The organism is Streptomyces sp. NPDC017936, from assembly GCF_044328485.1.
Lineage (GTDB): Bacteria > Actinomycetota > Actinomycetes > Streptomycetales > Streptomycetaceae > Streptomyces.
Genome location: NZ_JBIRHK010000013.1, coordinates 156,408 through 179,552 on the forward strand (window position 1 = coordinate 156,408; position 23,145 = coordinate 179,552).

The 23,145-nt window shown below is 72.5% G+C and carries 20 protein-coding genes; 17 read left to right on the plus strand and 3 right to left on the minus strand.

Annotated features, from left to right (window positions below):
• Window positions 1–7 precede the first annotated feature (7 nt).
• A complete protein-coding gene (locus ACH4F6_RS26165; RefSeq protein WP_397962769.1) occupies window positions 8–778 on the minus strand; it encodes a DeoR/GlpR family DNA-binding transcription regulator in 771 nt (256 codons plus the stop codon).
• A 267-nt stretch (window positions 779–1,045) separates the two neighbouring features.
• Window positions 1,046–1,870 (minus strand): NAD-dependent epimerase/dehydratase family protein, encoded by an 825-nt coding sequence (locus ACH4F6_RS26170; RefSeq protein ID WP_397962770.1) that lies wholly within the window; start codon window positions 1,868–1,870, stop codon window positions 1,046–1,048.
• Between the two features lie 245 nt (window positions 1,871–2,115).
• Between ACH4F6_RS26170 and ACH4F6_RS26175 the strand changes: the two genes are divergently transcribed.
• On the plus strand, window positions 2,116–3,069 hold the full coding sequence (locus ACH4F6_RS26175; protein WP_397962771.1) for a 5-dehydro-4-deoxyglucarate dehydratase: 954 nt from the start codon (window positions 2,116–2,118) through the stop codon (window positions 3,067–3,069).
• Window positions 3,066–4,229 (plus strand): hypothetical protein, encoded by a 1,164-nt coding sequence (locus tag ACH4F6_RS26180; protein WP_397962772.1) that lies wholly within the window; start codon window positions 3,066–3,068, stop codon window positions 4,227–4,229. The genes ACH4F6_RS26175 and ACH4F6_RS26180 overlap by 4 nt, the downstream gene beginning before the upstream one ends.
• On the opposite strand, the gene ACH4F6_RS26185 is transcribed toward ACH4F6_RS26180, so the two are convergent.
• A complete protein-coding gene (locus ACH4F6_RS26185; RefSeq protein ID WP_397962773.1) occupies window positions 4,166–5,401 on the minus strand; it encodes an MFS transporter in 1,236 nt (411 codons plus the stop codon). The genes ACH4F6_RS26180 and ACH4F6_RS26185 overlap by 64 nt on opposite strands.
• Window positions 5,402–5,589: 188 nt before the next feature.
• Between ACH4F6_RS26185 and ACH4F6_RS26190 the strand changes: the two genes are divergently transcribed.
• The 15 genes from ACH4F6_RS26190 to ACH4F6_RS26260 all read left to right on the plus strand — a co-directional run bounded on the left by ACH4F6_RS26190 (window position 5,590) and on the right by ACH4F6_RS26260 (window position 23,008).
• Window positions 5,590–6,174: a TIGR03086 family metal-binding protein gene (locus ACH4F6_RS26190; protein ID WP_397962774.1), complete on the plus strand. Its 585-nt coding sequence runs from the start codon at window positions 5,590–5,592 to the stop codon at window positions 6,172–6,174.
• Window positions 6,175–6,248: 74 nt separating this feature from the next.
• Window positions 6,249–7,001 (plus strand): MBL fold metallo-hydrolase, encoded by a 753-nt coding sequence (locus ACH4F6_RS26195; protein ID WP_397962775.1) that lies wholly within the window; start codon window positions 6,249–6,251, stop codon window positions 6,999–7,001.
• Between the two features lie 155 nt (window positions 7,002–7,156).
• Entirely contained in the window at window positions 7,157–7,825 is a 669-nt protein-coding gene (locus ACH4F6_RS26200) for a GntR family transcriptional regulator (RefSeq protein ID WP_397962776.1), read from the plus strand.
• On the plus strand, window positions 7,822–8,733 hold the full coding sequence (locus ACH4F6_RS26205; RefSeq protein WP_397962777.1) for a dihydrodipicolinate synthase family protein: 912 nt from the start codon (window positions 7,822–7,824) through the stop codon (window positions 8,731–8,733). The genes ACH4F6_RS26200 and ACH4F6_RS26205 overlap by 4 nt, the downstream gene beginning before the upstream one ends.
• Window positions 8,730–10,460, plus strand: a complete 1,731-nt coding sequence (gene araD, locus ACH4F6_RS26210) for an L-arabinonate dehydratase (RefSeq protein ID WP_397962778.1) — start codon at window positions 8,730–8,732, stop codon at window positions 10,458–10,460. Before ACH4F6_RS26205 ends, araD begins: the two co-directional genes overlap by 4 nt.
• 175 nt (window positions 10,461–10,635) lie before the next feature.
• Complete coding sequence (locus ACH4F6_RS26215) at window positions 10,636–11,571, plus strand: carbohydrate ABC transporter permease (RefSeq protein ID WP_397962779.1); 936 nt, start codon at window positions 10,636–10,638, stop codon at window positions 11,569–11,571.
• A complete protein-coding gene (locus tag ACH4F6_RS26220) occupies window positions 11,568–12,470 on the plus strand; it encodes a carbohydrate ABC transporter permease (RefSeq protein WP_397962780.1) in 903 nt (300 codons plus the stop codon). The genes ACH4F6_RS26215 and ACH4F6_RS26220 overlap by 4 nt, the downstream gene beginning before the upstream one ends.
• The gene (locus tag ACH4F6_RS26225; protein WP_397962781.1) at window positions 12,467–13,759 is read left to right on the plus strand and encodes a polysaccharide lyase family 1 protein; all 1,293 of its coding nucleotides are present in this window, start codon (window positions 12,467–12,469) and stop codon (window positions 13,757–13,759) included. Before ACH4F6_RS26220 ends, ACH4F6_RS26225 begins: the two co-directional genes overlap by 4 nt.
• Entirely contained in the window at window positions 13,756–14,910 is a 1,155-nt protein-coding gene (locus ACH4F6_RS26230; protein WP_397962782.1) for a Gfo/Idh/MocA family protein, read from the plus strand. The genes ACH4F6_RS26225 and ACH4F6_RS26230 overlap by 4 nt, the downstream gene beginning before the upstream one ends.
• A complete protein-coding gene (locus ACH4F6_RS26235; RefSeq protein WP_397962783.1) occupies window positions 14,910–15,758 on the plus strand; it encodes a PmoA family protein in 849 nt (282 codons plus the stop codon). Before ACH4F6_RS26230 ends, ACH4F6_RS26235 begins: the two co-directional genes overlap by 1 nt.
• Complete coding sequence (locus ACH4F6_RS26240) at window positions 15,755–17,263, plus strand: family 43 glycosylhydrolase (RefSeq protein ID WP_397962784.1); 1,509 nt, start codon at window positions 15,755–15,757, stop codon at window positions 17,261–17,263. The genes ACH4F6_RS26235 and ACH4F6_RS26240 overlap by 4 nt, the downstream gene beginning before the upstream one ends.
• Before the next feature lie 54 nt (window positions 17,264–17,317).
• Complete coding sequence (locus ACH4F6_RS26245; protein WP_397962785.1) at window positions 17,318–19,300, plus strand: pectinesterase family protein; 1,983 nt, start codon at window positions 17,318–17,320, stop codon at window positions 19,298–19,300.
• 50 nt (window positions 19,301–19,350) lie between these two features.
• Window positions 19,351–20,694, plus strand: a complete 1,344-nt coding sequence (locus ACH4F6_RS26250; RefSeq protein ID WP_397962786.1) for an ABC transporter substrate-binding protein — start codon at window positions 19,351–19,353, stop codon at window positions 20,692–20,694.
• Window positions 20,695–20,862: 168 nt separating this feature from the next.
• Window positions 20,863–21,657: a rhamnogalacturonan acetylesterase gene (locus tag ACH4F6_RS26255; RefSeq protein WP_397962787.1), complete on the plus strand. Its 795-nt coding sequence runs from the start codon at window positions 20,863–20,865 to the stop codon at window positions 21,655–21,657.
• A 34-nt stretch (window positions 21,658–21,691) separates the two neighbouring features.
• Window positions 21,692–23,008 carry a polysaccharide lyase family 1 protein gene (locus ACH4F6_RS26260; protein WP_397962788.1) on the plus strand — a complete coding sequence of 439 codons (1,317 nt, stop codon included), beginning with the start codon at window positions 21,692–21,694 and terminating at the stop codon, window positions 23,006–23,008.
• Window positions 23,009–23,145: the final 137 nt, after the last annotated feature.

The window sequence follows — 23,145 nt, forward strand, 5'->3', positions numbered from 1 at the left end:
CGGACGGTCAGACGCGGATGACCTGCGGACCCAGCAGCGAGTACCGGTGGGCCTCGGCCGAGGGCAGCAGCGTGCTCGTCACGATCGCCTCCAGTGCGCCGACCTCGGCGAAGCGGCAGAAGCTGACCGCTCCGAACTTGGTGTGCACGCCGGCGAACACGGTGCGGCGCGCGGCCCGCATCGCCTGTGCCTTGACCTCGCCGACGGCCGGGTCGGGCGTGGTCAGCCCGTGGTCGCGGGAGATGCCGTTGGCGCCGATGTAGGCCAGGTCGAGGACGAAGCCGGCCAGCATCTTGGTCGTCCAGTGGTCGACGGTCGCCAGCGTGCCGGGCCGGACCCGGCCGCCGAGCAGCAGGACGGAGGTGTTCTCGGCCTTGGCGAGGGCGCCCGCGACCGGCAGGGAGGCGGTGACCACGGTCAGCGGCCGGTCCCGGGGCAGCGCCTCGGCGATGAGCTGCGGGGTGAAGCCCTCGTCGACGAAGACCGTCTCGGCGTCGCCGAGCAGTTCGGCCGCCGCGGCCGCGACCCGGCGTTTCTCGGGGACGTGGCTGGTGGCGCGGAAGGCGAGCGTCGTCTCGAAGCCGGCGCTCTCCACGGGGTAGGCGCCGCCGTGGGTGCGGCGCACCAGTCCGTGGTCCTCCAGGGCGCGCAGATCCCGCCGTACGGTCTCCTTGGCCACGCCCAGTTCGGCGGCGAGCGCGGTGACGTCGACCGATCCGGTGGCGCGCGCGGCGCGGACGATCTCACGCTGCCGCTCTTCCGCGGTCTTCGGGGTCATGCCGTCACCTCGCGTTCCTGCCCGTTCGGGCCCGGTGCGGCCCATGGGGGAAGTTCTACAGCGGGGATGCGGCACTGACCAGGTCTGTTGCGGGCCCGATGCTGCCCGGGTCCGCCCGTTCGCGGCGGGGCGTGCCCGCCTCGGACCTGCGCGGCCGTCGCGACGGGCGTGGGTTCGGGCGGGAACGGTGCCCGAACGCGCGGGCGGGCGGGCCCGTTCGGTGCCCGCCCTCCCGAGGGCACGCGCTCGCGCGCGTGCCGGTGCGCGTCAGTACGGCCAGATCGGCGGGTCGCTGACGAAGTGGCCGCCCAGGTGGGCGTGCGCGATGTTGTCGGGGTCCAGCTCGCCCTGCTCGGCGATCAGCTTCTCGGCGTACGGCTCGGAGTCGTCCTGCGGTTCGTACCCGAGCGCCCGCGCGGAGGTGAGGTCCCACCACAGCCGGGTGTTGGCGGAGGAGCCGTGGACGACGGTGTGGCCGACGTCCTCGGCGGTCAGGGCCGCGTGGAAGAGGCGGGCGCCGTCGGCCGGGCTCATCCACACCGAGAGCATGCGCACGCTGGTCGGCTCGGGGAAGCAGGAGCCGATGCGCACCGACACGGTCTCCAGGCCGTGCTTGTCCCAGTAGAGCTGGGCGAGGTCCTCGCCGAAGCACTTGGACAGGCCGTAGAAGGTGTCGGGGCGGCGCGGGGTGTCGACGGGGATCAGCGCGCCCGGATCGAGGGGCGTGTCGCCCTGCGGGCGGGGCGTGAAGCCCACCGCGTGGTTGGAGGAGGCGAAGACGATCCGTCCGACGCCCTCCTCGCGGGCGGCCTCGTACAGGTGGTAGGTGCCCTCGATGTTCGCCTTGAGGATCTTCTCGAAGGGGGCTTCCAGGGAGATGCCCGCGAGGTGGATGATCGCGTCGACACCCCGTACGGCCTCCCGTACGGCGTCCTTGTCGGCGAGGTCCGCGACGATCGCGTCGGGCTCGCCCTCGATCGGGCGCAGGTCGAGCAGGCGCAGCGTGTAGCCGTAGTCGGGGAGCAGGTCCCGCATCAGGGTGCCGAGACCACCGGCGGCGCCGGTGAGCAGGACGGTACGCGGAGCGGGCATGCTCGGGTCTCCTCGGGTCGACACGGGGTGCGGAGCGCATGCATGGACGATATTCACATGCGTGGACACGCTAAGGAGCATCGCCGCGCCGCGTCAAGGGGGTGCGGAGGCGGCGAATTCGCCTGTGGGACGCGGTTTGGGGAGCTTGACCGGCACGGAAGGGCGTCCCTAGGGTGACGTTGTTCAGAAATATGGACGCTGATCAGAGACGTGAGTGCCGTGAGTGTCAGCCCTAGGGAGAGACCGTGACGTCAGCCCCCCTCGCCGCCCGCCTCCGCGTCCCCAGCGGACCGCTGTTCTTCCCCGTCACCGCCTTCGGTCCCGACGGCTCGCCCGACCTCGACGCCTACCGGGCGCACGTCCGCCGCGGTGTCGAGGCCGGCGCGGCGGCCGTCTTCGCGTGCTGCGGCACCGGGGAGTTCCACGCGCTCACCCCGGAGGAGTTCGAGCAGTGCGTGCGGGCGGCCGTCGAGGAGACCGCCGGCCGGGTGCCGGTCGTCGCGGGCGCCGGGTACGGGACCGCGCTCGCCGTGCGGTACGCCCGCCTCGCGGACGCGGCCGGCGCGGACGGGCTGCTCGCGATGCCGCCGTACCTCGTCGTCGCCGGGCAGGAAGGGCTGCTGCGCCACTACCGGGAGGTGGCGGCCGCCACCGGCCTCCCGGTGATCGTCTACCAGCGCGACAACGCCGTCTTCACCCCGGAGACCGTCGTCCGGCTCGCCCGCACCGAGGGGATCATCGGCCTCAAGGACGGGCTCGGCGACCTGGACCTCATGCAGCGGATCGTCAGCGCGGTCCGCACCGAGGCGCCCGGCGACTTCCTGTACTTCAACGGCCTGCCGACCGCCGAACAGACCCAGCTCGCCTACCGCGCCCTCGGCGTCGCGCTCTACTCGTCGGCCGTCTTCTGCTTCGCCCCCGAGATCGCCCTCGCCTTCCACCGCGCGCTCGCCACCGGCGACGAGACCACCGCCCACCGCCTGCTGGACGGCTTCTACCGCCCGTTCGTCGAACTGCGCGCCCAGGGCCGCGGCTACGCCGTCTCCCTCGTCAAGGCCGGCGTACGGCTGCGCGGACTGGACGTGGGCGGGGTGCGGCCCCCGCTGCACGAGCCGGGCGAGGATCATGTCAAGCAACTCGCCCAGGTGATCGAGCACGGGTACGCGCTGCTCGCGAAGGACACGACGGAGGACCAGTGAAGGCGTCGACATTCGTCTACCCGTGGGACGTCAACGGGGACCCGGAGGCACCGGGCCGCATCGCCGCGCTCGGCGTGGACCAGGTGACCCTCGCCTCCGCCTACCACTCCACCCGCGCCCTCACCCCGCGCCACCCCCGCCACCGCATCGTCACCGCCGAGCACGCGGCCGTGCTGTACCCGGCGGACGGACGGTGGGCGGGCCGCGCCCTGCGCCCGTACCCGGCCGGGGACTGGGCCCCCGGCGACGCCTTCGGCGAGGCCGCCGCGGCCCTCGCGCAGGCGGGCCTGGAGGTGCACAGCTGGGTGGTCCTCGCCCACAACTCCCGCCTGGGCGCCGAACACCCGCACACCTCGGTCGTCAACGCCTACGGCGACCGCTACCCGTGGGCCCCCTGCATCGCGCAGCCCGCCACGCGCGCGTACCTCGTCGACCTGGCCGCCGAGGCCGCCGTACGGCCGGGCGCGGCCGGCACCGAGCTGGAGTCCCTCGGCTGGTACGGCCTCCAGCACCTGCACGCCCACGACAAGACCGGCGGCGTCGGCCTCGGCGACGCCGGGCAGTACCTGATGGCGCTCTGCTTCTGCCCGGCCTGCCGGGAGGGCTACGGCGCGCAGGGCCTGGACGCCGACGCGCTGGCCGCGGCCGTGCGGACCGCGCTGGAACCGCTGTGGCGGGGCGCGCCCGACGACGGGGCCTGGGAAGGCGTCGAGAAGCTCCTCGGCGAGGGGCCGGCGGCGGCCACGCGCGCGTGGCGCGACGAAACCGCCCGCACCCTCCAGGAGGAGGCGGTCGCGGCCGTCCGCGCGGCCGCCCCCGAGGGCTTCCAGGTGCTGCTGCACGCCGACCCCGTGACGTACCACGTCGGCGCCAACCCGGGCGTCGACCCCCGGCACGTCCTGTCCGTCGCGGACGGCGTGGTCGTGCCCTGCGCGGGCGGCCCGGACCTGCTGGCGCCGTTCGCCGGGCAGGGCCGGGAGGGCGCGGTGATCGCCGCCAACTTCGGGGTGGTCTCCGGGATGGGCGGCCGCCCGGGCACGCTCGCGGCCGACGCGGCACGCGCGCGTGAGCTGGGAGCCACGGACATGCGCCTCTATCACGCGGGGTTGGCGTCGGACGGCGACCTGGAGGCCGTGCGCAAGGGGCTCAGCGCGCTCTGAGCCAGCACCGCCAGCTGCGACGCGCCCAGGACGGCCAGCAGCAGCCGGTGGCCGGTCAGTCCGACCAGGACCGCCCCCACGGCCAGCCCGACCGCGTTGGGCGCGAACATCAGGGTGTGGGCGGTGGCGGTGGCCCGGCCCAGCAGCCGCTGGGGCGTCTCGCGCTGGACGGCGGTGAGCGCGGCGATCAGCACACAGGGCAGGCCCGCACCGATCGCCGCGCTGCACGCCAGGGCCACCGCGTCGGACGGCACCGCCCGCAGCGCCACCGCCGTGGCGGTGAGGGCGATGCCGGCCGCCGCGAACCGCCGCTCGCCCAGCCGGCGCAGGGCGGGCCCGGTGAGCAGCCCGATCAGGACGGACCCGGCGCCCTGGGCGGCGTACAGCACACCGGTGTACGCGGGGGAGTGGCCGAGGCCCTCGACGACGGCGTAGATCAGCGCGCCGTTGACCCCGGCGAACAGCATCATGGTCCCCCCGGCCAGGACCAGGGGCCGCGTCCGCGGGCTCCGCCACACGTGCCGGGCGCCCTCCGCCGTGCGCTCCCGCCAGCCGGCCGTCGGCGGCTCGGGCCTGCTCTCCCGCGCCCGGACGCAGGCGTACAGCACGGCCGCGCCCAGGAAGGTCGCCGCGTCCAGCAGGGCGACGGCGGGGCCGCCGTGGGCCGCGTACACGCCCGCCCCGGCCAGCGGGGCCAGCAGCTTCATGCCCTCGAGGGCCGTCGTGCGCAGGCCGTTGAAGTCACCGAGGAGACCGTCGGCGACGGCGGTGGCGACCAGCGCGGACATGGCCGCCTCGTGGACGACGGACGCCGTCCCGTACACCAGCAGCACCGTGAACAGCAGCCACAGGCCGCGCGGGGAGTCGACGGCGAGCAGGGCCGGCAGCAGGGCCGCGAGGAGCAGGTCGATCCCGATCAACAAGGGCTTGCGGCGGGTGCGGTCGGCGAGCGGGCCCAGCACGGGGCCGGCCGCGGTCGGCGCCCACAGGGCGAGCGCGCACAGGGCGGCCAGCCCGTCCGAGCCGGTGAGGTCCTTCACCCACACGCCGGACGCCAGCCACAGCGCGGAGGTGCCGAAGCCGGAGAGCACGAGCGTGGCGAGACAGAGGGCCGCGTCACGGTCGCGCAGGACGCGCACCACGGGCCACCCGGTCGTCTTCGTCGTCGTCATGCCCGGTCATCGTGGGGCTAAGGCAGGGGCCGGGACATCGGACAGGTGCCCTAGAAACGGCGGCGGGCACCCGTCGGCACCTGTCGCTCGGGCGTCCGGCGAGGTCGGGGCGCGACCCGCCCCGCGATGAGTTCGCGGCCCGTCACCGGTCTGCCTCTCGAAGGCCCCACACGCCCCGAGGAGCGACCATGACCGACACGACGACCTTCGACCTCGGCCCGCAGGCCCGGATCGCGGCACGCCTCGCGCAGGGCGTGCGGGACGACCAGCTCACGGACGGCACGCCCTGCCCGGCGTACGCCGTGCGTCATCTGCTCGGGCACCTGACCGGCCTCGCCGTCGCCTTCCGTGACGCCGGGCGCAAGGAGCTGGGCGGCACCACGGACACCGCCCCGGACGCCGCCGTGCCGGACATCGGCGCCGGCTGGCGGGAGGAACTGCCCGAGGTCCTCGACGAACTCGCCGATGTCTGGCGGGAGCCCGACGCCTGGACCGGCACGACCCGTGCGGGAGGCGTGGACCTGCCCGGCGCGGTCGCGGGGGCCGTGGCCGCCGACGAGCTGGTCGTCCACGGCTGGGACCTCGCGCGGGCCACCGGCCAGGACTACGTGCCCGACCCGGCGGCGCTGCGGGCGTCGTACGCGTTCCTGCGGGCGGCCGCCGAGGAGTCCGGCGGCGGGATCTTCGGCCCCGTCGTCCCCGTCCCGGAGGACGCCCCGCTGCTCGACCGGGCGCTGGGACTGAGCGGGCGTGATCCGGGCTGGACGCCGTAGACGCCCCGAGGAGGAATCCGCGGACGGAGGGAACCGGGGCGCGGCCGGGGGAGCCGGGTCCGTACCCTCCCCCCATGCCCCTCAGCCTCACCGTCCTCGGCACCGCCTCCCCGCACCCCGGACCGGACCGCCCCTGCTCCGGCTATCTGCTGCGCGGCGGGGGCGCCGAGGTGTGGGTGGACGCCGGGACGGGAACGTTCGCCGAGTTGCGGCGGCACACGGATCCGCGGCGGCTCACGGCGATCTGGATCTCCCACCTGCACGCCGACCACAGCGCCGACCTCCTCGCCGCCGTCTACGCCTTCGCGTACGGCGGCCTCACCCCGCCCGCCCCCGTCCCGGTGTACGCGCCGGCCGACTGCGCCCGGCGCCTGGCCGGCTTCTTCGGGCGGCCGGACGTGCGGTACCTGAGCGGTGTGCTGGACTTCCGGCCGCTGCACGACGGGCACACGGTCCGGCACCGGGACCTCCGGCTCACCTCGCGCGCGGTGACGCACGACACCGAGGCGTACGGGCTGCGCGCCGAGTACCGGGGGAGCGTCCTCGCGTACTCCGGGGACAGCGGACCGTGCGACGCGCTGACCGGACTCGCCTCGGGGGCGGACCTCTTCCTGTGCGAGGCCGACATCGACGCGCATCGCGAAGGCGAACAGGTGCACCTGACGCCCGAGGACGCCGGGGGGACCGCCCGCAGGGCCGGGGTGCGCGAGCTGGTCGTCACCCATGTCGGACCCACGCTGACCAGGGATTCCGCGGCCTCGCGCGCCGCCGCCGCGTTCGGCGGCCCGACCCGTGCCGCCGTCGAGGGAACCACCCTCCCGCTCTGACGCACCACCGGCCCCGTTCCGCCGCAACCTCAACTTCCTCTGTCAGAAGCATTGACGAAACACAGTGCCCCTCCTACCTTCAACGCGTCGTACTTCGTACGTCATATATGAGACGCGATACGCGAGATCAGATACGCGACATCCGAGAGGCGCGCATGACCTCTGTGCCCACGCCGATCCCGTCCCGCACGCAGTACGTGCTGGAGGAGATCAAACGCCGCATCCTGACCGGGCAGTTGACCCCGGGCCAGGCGCTGGTCGAGACCGAGCTCGCCGCACGGTTCGGGGTCTCCAAGACCCCGGTGCGCGAGGCGCTCAAGACCCTCGCCGGCACCGGACTGGTCGTCATGAGCCAGTACAAGGGCGTCACGGTGCGCATGGTGGACGCGGACATGGCGCGCGAGGTCTACGACGTGCGGCTGCTCCTGGAGCCCGAGGCGCTCAAGCGCGCCGTGCGCCGCGGGGCCTCCCTCGACGCCGCCCGTGACGCGCTGGCCCGGGCCGCCCAGGCCACCGACACCGCCGAACGGTCCCTGGCCAACCGGGAGTTCCACCGCGCCCTGTACCTGCCGTGCGGCAACCCGCTGCTCGGCCGGATGCTCGACGAGGTCCGCGACCAGGCCGCCCTGGTCTCCGCCGTGGCCTGGGCCGCCTCGCCCTCCTGGGAGCGGGAGGCCTGCGAGCACCAGGAGATCCTGCGGCTCGCCCTGGACGGCGACGCGGACGGCGCGGCGCGCGCCCTGCACTCCCACATCGCGTCGTTCGTACAGCGAGCGTTCCCCGAGGCCCAGGCAGTGGCCCAGGCAGAAGAAGGTCAGGAATGAGCAGCGTGGCGTTCGAGACCCAACGTGCGGCCCTGGCCGATGTCGTGTCCATCCCGGTGACCCCCTTCGCCGAGGACGGCTCCGTCGACCAGGACACCCACCGGTCCCTGCTGCGCCGTCTGCTCGACGGCGGCATCACCACCCTCACGCCCAACGGCAACACCGGCGAGTTCTACGCCCTCACCCCCGAGGAGCGCCGCCTGGTCACGGAGCTGACGATCGACGAGGCCGGCGACCGCGCCGTGGTCCTGGTCGGCGTCGGACACGACGTCCCCACCGCCGTGGCCTCCGCCCGGCACGCCCGTGAGCGGGGCGCGCAGATGGTGATGGTCCACCAGCCCGTCCACCCCTACGTCTCGCAGAACGGCTGGGTCGACTACCACCGCGCGATCGCCGAGGCCGTGCCCGAGCTGGGCGTCGTGCCGTACATCCGCAACCCGCAGCTGGCCGGCACCCGCCTCGCCGAACTCGCCGACGCCTGCCCGAACGTGATCGGCGTGAAGTACGCCGTCCCGGACGCCGCCCGCTTCGCCGCCTTCGCCCGCGACGCCGGGCTGGAGCGCTTCGTCTGGGTCGCCGGCCTCGCCGAGCCGTACGCCCCCTCCTACTTCTCCGCGGGCGCCACCGGCTTCACCTCCGGCCTGGTGAACGTCGCCCCCTCCGTCTCGCTGAACATGATCGAGGCGCTGCGGTCCGGCGACTACCCGGCCGCCATGAAGGTCTGGGAGCAGATCCGCCGCTTCGAGGAGCTGCGCGCCGCCAACGGCTCCGCCAACAACGTCACCGTCGTCAAGGAGGCCCTCGCCTCCCTCGGACTGTGCCGCCGCGAGGTCCGCCCGCCGAGCCGGCCGCTGCCCGAGGACGAGCGCGCCGAGGTCGCCGCCATCGCCGCCGGGTGGTCCATATGACCGACGAGAAGCGCCCCGAGGAGCTCAGGAGCCACCAGTGGTACGGCACCGACGGCCTGCGCTCCTTCAGCCACCGTGCCCGCACCCGCCAGCTCGGCTACCTGCCCGAGGAGCACCTCGGCAAGCCGGTCATCGCGATCCTCAACACCTGGTCCGACATCAACCCCTGCCACGTCCACCTGCGCGACCGCGCCCAGGCCGTGAAGCGCGGGGTGTGGCAGGCGGGCGGCTTCCCGCTGGAGTTCCCGGTCTCCACCCTCAGCGAGACCTTCCAGAAGCCGACCCCGATGCTCTACCGCAACATGCTCGCGATGGAGACCGAGGAACTGCTGCGGTCGTACCCGGTCGACGGGGCCGTCCTGATGGGCGGCTGCGACAAGACCACCCCCGCCCTGCTCATGGGGGCGGCCAGCGTCGACCTGCCGACCGTGTTCGTGCCCGCCGGACCCATGCTCCCGGGCCACTGGCGCAACGAGGTCCTCGGCTCCGGCACCGACATGTGGAAGTACTGGGACGACAAGCGCGCCGGCCTCATCGGCGACTGCGAGATGGCCGAGCTGGAGAACGGCCTCGCCCGCTCGCCCGGCCACTGCATGACCATGGGAACGGCGTCCACGCTGACGGCCGCGGCCGAGGCGCTCGGCGTCACCGTCCCGGGCGCCTCCAGCATCCCGGCCGTCGACTCCGGGCACGACCGGATGGCCGCCGCGGCGGGCCTGCGCATCGTCGACCTGGTCCACAAGGGCCGGACGCTGAACGACATCCTCACCCGTGACGCCTTCGAGGACGCCGTCACCACGGTCCTCGGCCTCGGCGGCTCCACCAACGCCGTGATCCACCTGATCGCCATGGCGGGCCGGGCCGGCGTCAGGCTCACCCTCGACGACTTCGACCGCATCGCCCGCACGGTCCCCGTCCTCGCCAACGTCCGTCCCGGCGGCCAGAAGTACCTCATGGAGGACTTCCACTTCGCCGGCGGGCTGCCCGGATTCCTCTCCCGGATCCCGGACCTGCTCCACCTGGACCGGCCGACGGTCTCGTACGACACCCTGCGCGAGCAGATCGCCGGCGCGCAGGTGCACCACGACGACGTCATCCGGCCCCGGGACAACCCGGTCGCGAAGGAGGGCGGAGTGGCCGTGCTGCGCGGCAACCTCTGCCCGGACGGCGCGGTCATCAAGCACATCGCCGCCGAGCAGCACCTGCTCAAGCACACCGGTCCCGCGGTCGTCTTCGACGACTACCGGACGATGCAGCGGACCATCAACGACCCGTCGCTCGGCATCACCGCGGACAGCGTCCTGGTGCTGCGCAACGCCGGTCCCAAGGGCGGTCCGGGCATGCCGGAGTACGGCATGCTCCCCATCCCCGACCACCTGCTCAAGCAGGGCGTGCGGGACATGGTCCGGATCTCCGACGCCCGGATGAGCGGCACCAGTTACGGCGCGTGCGTCCTGCACGTGGCGCCCGAGTCGTACATCGGCGGCCCCCTCGCGCTCGTGCGCACGGGGGACCTGATCACCCTCGACGTCGAGGCGCGGTCCCTGCACCTCGACGTGAGCGACGAGGAACTGGAACGGCGCCGGGCGCGGTGGACGCCGCCGCCCACCCGGTACGAGCGCGGCTACGGCGCGCTCTACAACGAACAGATCACCCAGGCCGACACGGGCTGCGACTTCGAGTTCCTGGCCCGCCCGGGCAAGGTGCAGGACCCGTACGCCGGCTGAGCCGCCGCGACGCGACCGCGCACCACCCCGCACCACCCGGCACGAGCCGGCACACCCCTGCACCGGGGGAAAGCGCTTCCTGCACGAGGCGCACGCACACAGCACGACCCGACGCGCGCACGACGCACGAAGCAGGCACCACCCCACGCACGACGCACCAGAACGGAGAACAGTCATGGCCCAAGCCGCAGCCGTGGCGAAACCGCCCGCGCCACCCCGGCGGCGCCGGGCCTCCGCCACGCCGCGCAGGCTGCCGTACCTGCTGATCGCCCCGGCGGCCCTGCTGATGCTGGGCTTCATCGCCTACCCGGTCATCAGCGTCTTCTACTACAGCCTGCAGAACTACAACCCCACCAAGCCGTGGCGGAACGGCTACGCGGGCTTCGACAACTTCGTCCACGCCTTCACCGACGACCCGGTCTTCTGGGACACGCTGACCTTCAGCGCCAAGTGGGTCTTCGTCGAGGTCGGACTCCAGCTGCTGTTCGGTCTGGCGCTGGCCCTCATCGTCAACCAGACCTTCGTGGGCCGGGCACTGGGACGCGCCCTGGTCTTCTCCCCGTGGGCCGTCTCCGGCGTGCTGACCTCCGCGATCTGGGTGCTCCTCTACAACTCCCAGACCGGCATCACCCGTTACCTCGCGGACATGGGCATCGGCTCCTACGGCACCAGCTGGCTGTCGGACACCTCCACCGTGTTCCCGGCGGCGGTCGTCGCCGACCTGTGGCGCGGCGTCCCCTTCTTCGCGATCCTCATCCTCGCCGACCTCCAGTCCGTCTCCAAGGACCTGTACGAGGCCGCCGAGGTCGACGGGGCGAGCCGGTTCAAGCAGTTCTGGCACATCACCCTGCCCCACCTGAAGGACGCCATCATCCTGTCCACGCTGCTGCGCGCGGTGTGGGAGTTCAACAACGTCGACCTGCTCTACACCCTGACCGGCGGCGGACCGGCGGGCGAGACCACGACCCTGCCGCTCTACATCGCCAACACCTCGGTCGACGCCCACAACTTCGGTTACGCGTCCGCCCTGACGACGGTCGCGTTCGTGATCCTGCTCTTCTGCTCCATGGTCTACCTGCGGCTGAGCAAGTTCGGAAGGGAGGCCAAGTGATCACCAAGGAGGCCACCGAGGTGGCGCCCACCACGCCCGTGAGCGCCCCCACCGCGCCCGCCCCGCGGCCGCGCCGGCAGAACCGCTCCTGGGACGAGGTCCCGCGCTGGCAGATCTACCTGCCGCTGTCGATCTACCTCGTCTTCACCCTGATCCCCTTCTACTGGATCCTGCTCTTCGCGCTCCGCCCGGCCGGCTCCACCTCGCTCGTGCCCTGGCCGGTGACCTTCGAGCACTTCGAGAAGGTCTGGACCGAGCGCAGCTTCGGCACCTACTTCCAGAACAGCCTGCTGGTCGGCGTCGCCACCCTGGTGATGACGACGCTGGTCGCCCTGGCCGGCGGCTACGCCCTCGCCCGCTTCGACTTCAAGATCAAGCAGGGCTTCATGCTGGCCCTGCTCTGCTCCCAGTTCGTTCCGGGCGCGCTGCTCCTGGTCCCGCTGTTCGAGATCTTCGCCGAGCTGAACATGATCAACTCGCTGGGCAGCGTCATCATCGCCGAGACCGTCTTCCAGCTGCCGCTGTCGATGATCCTGATCAGCAACTTCATCAAGAACGTGCCGTACTCGCTGGAGGAGGCCGCCTGGGTGGACGGCTGCAACCGTCTGACGGCCTTCCGGATCGTCGTCCTGCCGCTGCTGCGGCCCGGTCTGATCGCCGTCGGATCCTTCGCCTTCGTCCACTCCTGGAACCACTTCCTGTTCGCCCTGATGTTCCTGAACAACCAGGACCGGCAGACCATCCCGGTCGGGCTGAACACCCTGATGAGCGCGGACAGCGTCGACCTCGGCGCACTCGCCGCGGGCGGCATCATCGCGGCCGTCCCCGTCGTGCTCGTCTTCGCCTTCATCCAGAAGTGGCTGATCACCGGCTTCAGCGCGGGGGCGGTGAAGGGGTGAGGGCACGTCACATCGTCGCCGCCGCCGGCGTCCTGGGACTGCTGTGCGTCCCCGCCCAGGCCGAGGCCCGCGACATCAGCCGCGACACCCTCGCCCCGGACGACGGCTGGGCGGCGTACGGCGCCGGCACCACCGGAGGCGCGGCCGCCGACGACGCCCACGTGTACACGGTCACCGACCGCGCCGGACTCGTCCGCGCCCTCGACGGCGGCAGCGACACCCCGAAGATCATCAAGATCGCCGGGACGATCGACGTCAGCACCGACGACGACGGCGACCACCTGGACTGCGCCGACTACGCCACCGACGGCTACGACCTGAAGAAGTACCTCGCCGCCTACGACCCCCGCACCTGGGGCTCCGCCAAGCCCAGCGGCCCGCAGGAGGAGGCCCGGCAGGCGTCCGCGGCCCGGCAGGCCGAGCGGATCGTCCTGCCCGTCGGCTCCCGCACCACCATCGTCGGGCTCGGCAAGGGCGCCGTCCTCAAGGGCGCCAGCCTCCAGGTGAGGAACGCGGACAACGTCATCCTCCGCAACCTCGACCTGCGCGACGCCTACGACTGCTTCCCCGTCTGGCAGCCCAACACCGGCGGCCTCGGGGACTGGAAGACGGCGTACGACAACATCTGGCTGGCCGGCGCGACCCACGTGTGGGTCGACCACGTCACCGCGAGCGACAAGGGCCACCCGGACGAGGACGAACCCACCTACTTCGCCCGCAACTACCTGCGCCACGACGGCCTGCTGGACATCACCAACGGCTCCGACCTGGTCACCGTCTCCTGGAGCCGGTTCACCGACCACGACAAGGCGATCCTCATCGGCAACGGCGACGCCGCCACCGGCGACCGCGGCAGGCTCAGGGTCACCCTGCACCACAACGCCTTCGAGTCCGTCGTCCAGCGCGCGCCCCGCGTCCGCTTCGGACAGGTGCACCTGTACAACAACCGGTACGTGGTCGACGAGGACGACGCCGACTACCGCTACTCCCTCGGCGTCTCCACCGAGTCCGGGATGTACGCCGAGAACAACGCCTTCACCACTCCGGGCCACGTCGAGGTCGCCGACCTGGTCAAGAGCTGGAACGGCACCGCCCTGCACCAGACCGGCACCCTCTTCAACGGCTACCCGGTCGACCTCCTCGCCGTCCACAACGCCTACAACTCCGGCAGCGAGCGCGACCTCACGGCGGACGTCGGCTGGACGCCCACCCTGCACGGAGAGATCGACAGCGCCGCGGCGGCCGACCGCGCGGTGGCGCGCGGCGCGGGCGCGGGGAGGATCGCATGACCGTACCCGTCGTCCTCGCGGGCGCGCGCGGCCACGGCCGCTGGCACCTGGACAACATCCGCCGGCTCCAGGACAAGGGCGTCGTCCGCCTGGCGGGCGTCTGCGAGCTGACCCCGCTCGCCCCGGACGAGATCCCGGAAGGGCTGGGCACGCCCGAGCAGTCCGCCGACTTCGGTGCGCTGCTCGACTCCACGGGCGCCCGGATCGCCGTGATCTGCACCCCGATCCCCACCCACACCGACCTGGCCCTGACCGCGGCCCGCAAGGGCGTGCACCTGCTGCTGGAGAAGCCGCCCGCGCCGTCGTACGCGGAGTTCCGCCGGATGGCCGACGGGGTCGCCGAGGCGGGCGTGGTCTGCCAGATCGGCTTCCAGTCGCTGGGCTCGCACGCCCTGCCCGCGATCCGCGAACTGATCGCGGACGGGGTGATCGGCGAGGTGGAAGGGGTCGGCGGAGCCGGCGCCTGGGCGCGCGCGCAGTCGTACTACCGGCGGGCGCCCTGGGCGGGCAAGCGGCGGCTGAACGGCGTCGACGTGATCGACGGCGCCCTCACCAACCCGCTCGCGCACGCCGTCGCCACCGCCCTGGCGCTGGCCGGCGCCACCCGCGCCGAGGACGTCGCCGGCATCGAGACCGAGCTGGCGCACGCCAACGCCATCGAGTCCGACGACACCTCCTGCGTCCGGATCACCACCGCCGACGGCCGCCCGGTCGTCGTCGCGGCCACGCTGTGCGCCGAGGACCCCGACGACCCGTACGTCCTCGTCCACGGCAGCCGCGGCCGGATCACCTTCTGGTACAAGCAGGACCGCGTCCTGCTCCAGCGCGCCGGCCACGGCCCCGAGGAGTTCGACCACGGCCGCGCCGACCTGCTGGAGAACCTGGTCGACCACCTCACCGACGGAACCGAGCTGCTGGTCCCGCCGGCCGCGACGGAGGCGTTCATGCGGGTCGTCGAGGCGATCCGCCTCGCCCCCGACCCGGTCCGGCTGCCCGAGGGCACCTGGCGCCTGCTGCCCGACGAGGACCGCCGGGTGGTGCCCGGCATCGACGGACTCGTCGCGGCCGCCGCCGACACCCTCGCCCTCTACTCCGAACTGGGCGCCGCCTGGGCGTCCCCGACCGCGCATCCGGAAGAGGTGAGCACCTGATGACGGCACCCGACTCCCCGGTCGTCCTGCGCGTCGCGGGCCGCCCCGTCGGCCGCTACGTCACCCGGCCCGAACTGCCCGCCCGGCTCTCCCCGCGCCCCTACCTGCACCCCGTCACCACCCTGGCCGGCACGGCGGTCACCGAACTGAGCCCGGCCGACCACGCACACCACCTCGGCGTCGGTGTCGCCGTTCCCGACGTCGAGGGGCACAACTTCTGGGGCGGACGCACCTTCGTCCGCGACCAGGGCCCGACCGAGCTCGACAACCACGGCGCCCAGCGGCACACCGGCTTCCAGCTGCGCGACCCCGACGGCTTCGTGGAGGAGCTGCGCTGGGTCGCCGCCGGAGGCGAGCTGCTGCGCGAGCGCCGTACCGTCGCGGCCACCTCGCTCACCGAGTCCGCCTGGGCACTGGACTTCACCTTCTCCCTCACCAACGTCACCCCGCGGCCGGTGACGATCGGCAGCCCCGCCACCAACGGACGCCCCGGCGCGGCCTACGGCGGCTTCTTCTGGCGCGCCCGCAAGGAGGCCACGGCCCCCGACGTGTTCACCGCCGGCACCGAGGGCGAGAGCGAGGTGCACGGGAAGCGCGCCGACTGGGTCGCCCTGGCCGGCACCGACTGGACCCTCGTCTTCGCGGGCGCCACCGACGCCACCCGCCGCGACCCGTGGTTCGTGCGCACCGCCGAGTACCCGGGCGTCGGCTCCTCGCTGGCCTTCGCCGAACGGCTCGCGATCGCCCCCGGCGAGACCGCCGTCCGCCGGATCGTCACCGTCGTCGCCGACGGCCGCCCGGACCGCGGCGAGGCGGCGGCCCTCGTGCGGAAGGCGGTCAGCCAGTGACGTACGAGACCTACGAGAACCCGGTCCTGAACGCCGACTGGTCCGACCCGGACGTGGTGCGCGTCGGCGACGACTTCTACCTCACCGCCTCCAGCTTCGGCCGGGTCCCCGGCCTGCCGCTGCTGCACTCGCGCGACCTGGTCGACTGGACCCTGGTCGGGCACGCCCTCGAACGCCTGGAGCCCGCGGCGGAGTTCCGGTCCCCGCGGCACGACTGCGGTGTCTGGGCCCCCTCGCTCCGGCACCACGACGACCGTTTCTGGATCTTCTGGGGCGACCCCGACCAGGGCATCTTCCAGGTCAACGCCCCCCAGATCAGGGGCCCCTGGACCCGTCCGCACCTGGTCAAGGAGGGCAAGGGCCTGATCGACCCGTGCCCCCTGTGGGACGAGGAGACCGGTGAGGCCTACCTGGTGCACGCCTGGGCCAAGTCACGCTCGGGGATCAAGAACCGCCTCACCGGGCACCGCATGCACCCCGACGGGACGTCGCTGCTCGACGAGGGCAAGGTGATCGTCGACGCCGACCGCATCCCCGGCTGGTTCACCCTGGAGGGCCCCAAGCTCTACCGGCACGACGGCTGGTTCTGGATCCTGGCGCCCGCCGGGGGAGTGGAGACCGGCTGGCAGGGCGCCTTCCGCGCCCGGGACTTCTTCGGCCCCTACGAGGAGAGGATCGTCCTGGAGCAGAAGGACACCCTCGTCAACGGCCCCCACCAGGGCGGCTGGGTGCGCACCCCGTCCGGCGAGGACTGGTTCCTGCACTTCCAGCAGCGCGGCGCCTACGGCCGGGTCGTCCACCTCCAGCCGATGCGCTGGGGGACGGACGGCTGGCCGGTGATGGGCGACGACGGCGCCCCCGTCACCGTCCACCGCAGGCCCGCTCTGCCGCCGCAGCCGCCCGCCGCGCCCGCCACCGACGACGACTTCCCCGGCGGGCGGTTCGGCCGCCAGTGGCAGTGGACGGCCAACCCCCGTGACGGCTGGGCCACCCAGCACTCCGGGGACGGGCTGCGGCTGACCTGCGTCCGCACGGCCGACGCGCACGACCTGCGCAGACTGCCGAACGTGCTCACCCAGCGGCTGCCCGGCACCCCGTCCGCCGTGGAGGTCGGGCTGGAACTGCACGGCGAGGAACCGGGCGCCCGGGCCGGACTCGCGGTCCTCGGCGACGCCTTCGGCTGGATCGGCCTGCAGCGCGGGGCCGACGGAACCGTCCACCTGGTGCACCGGTTCGCCGAGGCCGTCGCCGAGAAGGAACGGGACGCCGACCGTCCGCGACTCGCTCCCGGCGGCCGTGCCCGCCTGCGGGTCGAGATCACCGACGGCGCCCGCTGCCGTTTCGCCTACGACGTCGGAGAGGGCTTCCGCTCCTCCGGACCCGTCTTCGCCGCCACCCCCTGGCGCTGGGTGGGCGCCCTGCTCGGCCTGTTCGCCCTCGCCCCCGAGGGACCGGGACAGGCCGGGGCGGCCACGTTCACGGAGTTCCGGATCACCCCCCTGTGATCCCTCGCTGACACACCGCTGACCCATCGTTTCCGTACGCCTGTGGGAGCCGCAATGACGCACTTCCGGAGCAAGCGCCTGCCGAGACCCGGTGTGGTGACGGCCGCGGTGGCCGCCCTGATCGCCGCCCTCGGGCTCGGCACGGTCGGCGAGGCGCACGCGGCGCCGTCGCCGTCCCCCTCGGCCGCCCCCCGGTGGTCCGACCGGGCCCATGGCTTCGCCTCCCTGGCCGGCGGCACCACCGGAGGCGCCGGCGGCAAGGTCGTCACGGTCACCGACCAGGCGTCGCTGGCGAAGTACGCGGCCGCCGAGGAGCCGTACGTGATCCGGGTCGCCGGATCCGTCGCCGTCGAGCCGTTCGGCGCGGACATCGTCGTGGCCTCGGACAAGACGGTCGTCGGCGTCGGCGACACCGGTGAGATCGTGCACGGGGAGCTGCACCTCGGCCCCGGCACGCACAACGTGATCATCCGCAACCTGACGATCCGCGACTCGGCGGTCGAGGGCAACTGGGACTGCAAGGACACCGACTTCGACGGCATCCAGATGGACACCGTCCACCACGTGTGGGTCGACCACAACCGCTTCTCGAACATCTGCGACGGCCAGCTCGACGTCCGCAAGGACAGCGAGTACGTCACCGTCTCCTACAACCGGTTCGAGAACAACAACAAGACCTTCGGCCTCGGCTGGACCAGCAACGTCAAGACGCAGATCACCATCGACCACAACCTCTTCGCCCACACCAAGCAGCGCAACCCGTCCGTCGACAACGCCGCCTACGCGCACCTCTACAACAACTACCTGACGGCGCAGGCGGATCCCGGCGACCCGGTGTGGACGTACGGGAACTGGTCGCGCGGCCGGACGAAGATGGTCATCGAGAACAGCTACTACCGGGACGTCCAGCACCCCTACCAGGCCGACGCGACCGCGGAGCTGGTGGAGCGCGGGTCGATCCTGAGGAACACGACGGGCCGGCACGACGAGTGGGGCGCCGCCTTCGACCCGCGGGACTTCTACGCCTACCGGCCGGACCCGGCGGCGGCCGTGCCCGCGCTGGTGACGAGGTTCTCCGGGCCGCAGCGGCAGATCGGGGACGCGGTGACGCTCCGCGTCCCCGCGGACTACCCGACCGTGCAGGCCGCCGTGGACGCCGTGCCCGAGGGCAACTCCCTGCCGGTGACCGTCGCCGTCGCGCCCGGCACGTACCGCGAGAAGGTGTTCGTCCCGGCGAACCGGCCGAACATCCTGCTGCAGGGGACTGGACAGGACCGCTCGGACACCGTCATCGTCTACGACACGCCTGCCGCGTACGGGGGCTCGACGGGAAGCGCGACCGTCCGGATCGCCGCGAACGACGTCACCGCGCGCAACCTCACCTTCAGCAACGACTTCGACGAGGCCGCGCACGAGCTGAACGGCGAGCAGGCGCTGGCGGTGAAGACGACCGGCGACCGGATCGTCTTCGAGGACACCGCCTTCCTGGGCAACCAGGACACCCTGATGACCGACAGCCCCGCGCTGGACGCCGTCAGCCGGGTCTACATCCGCGACTCCTTCATCGAGGGCGACGTCGACTTCGTCTACGGACGGGCGACGACCGTCATCGAGCGGTCCGTGATCCGGGCGCTGAGCCGTGGCTCCGCCACGAACAACGGCTACGTCACGGCCGCCTCGACCTGGTCGGGCAACCCGTACGGGTTCCTGATCACCCGGTCGAGGATCGTGAGCGACGCACCGGCCGGGACCTTCCACCTGGGGCGGCCCTGGCATCCGGGCGGTGAGCCGGCGGCCGTCGCCCAGGTGCTGGTCCGGGAGACCGAGCTGCCCGCCGCGGTCAAGTCCGCGCCGTGGACCGACATGAGCGGGTTCTCGTGGCGGGACGCGCGGTTCGCCGAGTACCGCAACACCGGTCCGGGCGCGACGGTGTCCGCGGACCGGCCGCAGATGAGCGACGCGGACGCGCGGACCCACACCGTCGCGGACTACCTCAGGGGCACGGACGACTGGGCTCCGTACGCCCGCCACCACTGACCCCCCACAACTTCACATGCCCGTTGGATCCAGAAGAAGAGAGCCGACCAATGAAGATCAGCATCCGCAGAAGCAGGCGCGCCGCCACGGCCGTCGCCCTGGGTGCCGCGCTCGCCCTGACCGCCACCGCCTGCGGTGACGACGGCAGCGGCGCCGGCGGCGACAAGGGCGAGGAAGGCAGCGGCAAGGGCAAGATCGTCTTCTGGGACAACAACGGCGGTGTCCGCACCGACATCTGGAAGGAGATCATCGCCGACTTCGAGAAGGCCAACCCGGACATCAAGGTCGAGTACGTCGGCATCGCCTCCACCGAGTACCAGTCCAAGGTCGACACCGCCCTCCAGGGCGGCGGCCTGCCGGACGTCGGCGGCGTCGGCGCGGCGATGATCGCCGGCTTCTCCGCGCAGGGCGCGCTCGAGCCGCTCGACGACCGGCTCGGCAAGTCCTCCCTGAACGGCAAGCTCAACGAGGACATGGTCAAGGTGCTGAAGGCCTCCGGCGGAGGCGACGGCACCCTGTACTCCATCCCGACCTCCGCCAACAACGGCGTCCTCTACTACCGCACGGACCTGTTCAAGGCGGCGGGCCTGGCGGAGCCGACGACCTGGGACGCGTTCTACGACGCGGCGGAGAAGCTCACCGACTCCAAGAAGAACAAGTTCGGCTACACCATCCGCGGCGGCTCCGGCTCCATCGCGCAGGCCCTGGACGCGATGTACGGGCAGAGCGGGATCACCTCGTTCTGGAACGGCGACAAGACCACGGTCAACGACCCGAAGAACGTCGCGGCGCTGGAGAAGTACGCCGCCCTCTACAAGAAGGTCACCCCGGCCGCCGACCTCAACAACGACTTCACCAAGATGGTCGCCCAGTGGGACTCGGGCACCATCGGGATGCTCAACCACAACCTGGGCTCCTACCAGGACCACGTGAAGGCGCTCGGGGCCGACAAGTTCCGGGGCATCCCGCAGCCGACGGGTCCCGGCGGCAAGCGGGTCCAGGTGTCCAACCCCGTCGACGGGCTCGGTCTGTTCAAGAGCTCGAAGAACAAGGAAGCCGCCTGGAAGTTCATCGAGTTCGCCACCTCCAAGGCGGAGAACTCCAAGTTCAACGAGGCGGCCGGGCAGGTGCCGGCCAACAACGACGCCGCGTCGGACGCGTGGATCCAGAAGTCCGAGCCGACGAAGCTGGCGGCGCAGGCGCTGACGGACGGTTCCACGACGATCGTGCAGCTGCCGTACTACCTGCCGGACTGGAACACCATCTCGAAGGCGGACAACGAGCCGAACTTCCAGAAGGTGCTGCTCGGGAAGATGAGCGCGAAGGAATTCCTGGACACGCTGGCCGAGCAGCTGAACAAGGCCCAGGAGGAGTGGAAGCAGCAGAGCAGCTGAGCCCGCTCGAACCCGCTCGAACTCACCGGGTCCCACCGGGGGACGGTCCGTCGCGCCGCAGGGCGCGGACCGTCCCCGGTCGACCGCGCCCACGCGGCGGGGCCGCACGCCGATGCGGCCCCGCCGCCCCGAGTCAGGACACCCGCCTCTGCCGAAAGGTGCACCCCCGTGTCCCTCACCCGCAGACAGGTCACTTCCGCGGCTCTCGCCGCCCTTCCCCTCGCCGCCGCGGCCACCGGCACCGCCCGGGCCGCGCAGCGACCCCGCACCCTCTACATCGCCGGCGACTCCACCGCCGCCCAGAAGTTCGCCGACGCCGCGCCCGAGACCGGGTGGGGAATGGCGCTCCCCTTCTTCCTGCACAAGGACCGGGTCGTCGCGAACCACGCCGTGAACGGGCGGAGTTCGAAGAGCTTCGTCGACGAGGGACGGCTCGAGGTCATCCTCGCCTCCATCCGGCCCGGTGACTTCCTGCTCGTCCAGTTCGCGCACAACGACGAGAAGACAGCCGATCCGGCCCGGTACACCGAGCCCTGGACGACGTACCAGGACCACCTGCGGCTGTACGTCGACGGGGCCCGGGCCCGCGGGGCGCGGCCCGTGCTGCTGACGCCCGTGGAGCGGCGGCGGTTCGACGCGGAGGGCAACGCCGTGCCGACCCACGGCGAGTACCCGGCGGCGATGCGCGCGCTGGCCGAGGAGGAGGGCGTCGCGCTGCTCGACCTCCAGGCCCTGTCGCTCGCGCTGTGGCAGCGGCTCGGGGCCGAGGAGACGAAGACGTACTTCAACTGGACCGAGACCGAACAGGACAACACGCACTTCAATCCGCCCGGCGCGATCGCCGTGGCCCGGCTCGTCGCCACCGAGCTGCTGCGCCGCCGGGTGCTGGCGCCCCGGGACGTGCGCCGGCTGGAGGCGGAGATCCCGGAGTCCTGGATCACCTGGCCGCCGGCCACCGCGTAAGGACACCCCCCTGCAGACGAAAGAGAGCCGCACAATGAACGCACAGAAATGGCATGGCCATGCCACAAGCCTCGCCGTGGTCGGCTGCACCGCCCTCGCCCTGACGGTCACCGGCACCACCGCCCAGGCGCACTCCCCGGCCGATCCCGCCCGGCAGACCCTCCCGGCCAAGGACGGCTGGGCCTCCTACGGCACCGGGACCACCGGCGGGTCCGCCGCCGACGCCGCGCACGTCTACACCGTCACCACCTGGGCCGGCTTCAAGGCCGCACTCGCCGACGGCGGCAGCGCACCGAAGATCATCAAGGTGAAGGGCACGATCGACGCGGTCTCCGAGGGATGCGACGCCTTCGCCGCCCCCGGATACGACTTCGACGCCTACCTGGCCGCGTACGCGCCGGAGACCTGGGGGCTCGACACCGACCTGAGCGCCGAGCCCGACGACAGCCCCGAGGGCCTGCGCCGCGCCTCCGCCGCCAACCAGGACCAGGCCATCAAGGCGAACATCCCCGCCAACACCACCATCATCGGGGTGGGCAGGCACGCCGGGTTCAAGGGCGCCAGCCTCCAGATCAAGGGCGTCGACAACGTCATCGTCCGCAACCTCGGCTTCGAGAGCCCCATCGACTGCTTCCCCCAGTGGGACCCCACCGACGGCTCGCAGGGCAACTGGAACTCGGAGTACGACACCGCCGTCGTCTACGGCTCCACCCACGTCTGGCTGGACCACAACACCTTCACCGACGGCAGCCACCCCGACAGCGCCGCGCCCACCTACTTCGGGATGCTGTACCAGCAGCACGACGGCGAGCTGGACGTCGTCCGCGGCTCGAACTACGTCACCGCCTCCTGGAACGTCTTCACCGAGCACGACAAGACGATCCTGATCGGCAACAGCGACAGCGAGTCCACCGCGGCGGGCGACCGGGGCAAGCTCAAGGTCACCTTCCACCACAACCTGTTCTCGAACCTGGTGGAGCGCGCGCCGCGCGTGCGGTTCGGGCAGGTCGACTCCTACAACAACCACTTCGTCGCGGACGGCGACTACTCCTACAGCTTCGGCGTCGGCAAGGAGTCGCAGCTGGTCGCCGAGCACAACGCGTTCACCCTGCCGAAGGGGATCAGCGCGGCCAAGGTGCTGAAGCGGTGGAACGTCTCGCCGGTCACCGCCGCCGACAACCACGTCAACGGCAAGCCCGTCGACCTGATCGCCGTGCACAACGCCGAGATCCCCGCCGAGACCCTCGAGTCCGGCGCGGGCTGGACGCCGACCCTGCGCACCAAGGTCGACCCGGTCAAGGCCGTCCCCGGCATCGTCGGCGCCCGCGCCGGCGCCGGAAAGCTGCGCTGACCGCCCGTCGCGGGGGGGCCGGGGCGCCCCGCCCCCCGCCCCGCCCCCCCCCCCCCCCCCCCCCCCCCCCCCCCCCCCCGCCCCCCCCCCCCCCCCCGCCGGGCCCCCCCCCCCCCCCCCCCCCCCCCCCCCCCCGC